At 48.5% G+C, this 1,043-nt stretch carries 1 pseudogene; it reads right to left on the bottom strand.

From position 1 onward, the window contains the following. Positions 1–888: 888 nt before the first annotated feature. Positions 889–1,043: pseudogene (locus ACQ4N7_RS30315) on the bottom strand (photosystem II D2 protein (photosystem q(a) protein)); the annotation flags it as partial.

Here is a 1,043-nt window from a genome sequence, read left to right as displayed (position 1 = left end):
TTAAACCAATTTAATCCTTGACAGGAACCTTGGCTTTGTTTCTAGACTATGTAGTTGTCGAGGTTCGCTGCTAACCCTCGGTGAGCGACGCATTTGAGCCGCTTTTCTCAGGCGCTTTATCAATATAGGGTGGATTCTCGGTAGTGTCAACACTTTTGGCTGATGTCTTCGACGGGTGTTGAAACTCTTTGTGAATAAGGGTTTTAACACTTCAGGAAAGCGGAAGTCCTAGCGGGACAAAATTTTTCTTTGGACAAAGATTTCCCCGTGATGCTGCACCTGTGGGTGTGAGCAGCGCTCGGTACGGCAAAGATAGTGTTGCAAATTCGTTAATAGGAAGGGGCTGGAGGGTTTCCAACTCTCTTAATCTGATCTTGTCATTCGTTATACAGACAGACAAAAGCGTTCTTTCTCAATGGCAAGCAGCGGTGCATAGCCTATCTTGGTCATGGACCATTGGTTTACAGACCTGTTGACTAAACAGATGAAAAGGCTTGTCACCTGACAAAGGCTTCTCTATAAGCAGTTATCTGGTTGCAGGGAGAGCGCGTGGGCTGAGTCAGCGTTACTCTTCTCTTCGCTAGGAGCACTTGTTTGACTCTGGGGCGATGATTTAGGTCTTTCAGTCAGGGTATTGCGCTTTAGGGAGCGCGCGTTTATCACTTCCTGAGCAGAGGCTAGAGGCAAGCGGGTCTCAGACTCAAAGTCAGAGTAGGCAAAAGCAGTAGCGTAGATACCCTATCTCCGGCGAACTTTCGAGGCATTTTACCAAACCCATGGCAAGGGTTTGACCCATGAGAGAAAGACCGATAGAAAAAGAGAGGCGCTGAGCACCTCTCCTTGTGAACTATCTGAATCGACTGATTCAAGCTGACAGTTGTTAAGTCCCTACAGGGCATTACCACGGGGCAACACTTCTTCGGGGAATACAAACTTCTCATGGGGCTGGTCGGTCGGGGCCATCCATGCCCGAATGCCTTCGTTCAGCAAGATGTTCTTGGTGTAGAAGGTCTCAAACTCTGGGTCCTCTGCGGCCCGAATCT

Origin of the sequence: Nodosilinea sp. AN01ver1, assembly GCF_050565655.1 — a bacterium.
Classification (GTDB): Bacteria; Cyanobacteriota; Cyanobacteriia; order Phormidesmidales; family Phormidesmidaceae; genus Nodosilinea.
This window is presented reverse-complemented; position numbering and strand designations above follow the sequence as displayed.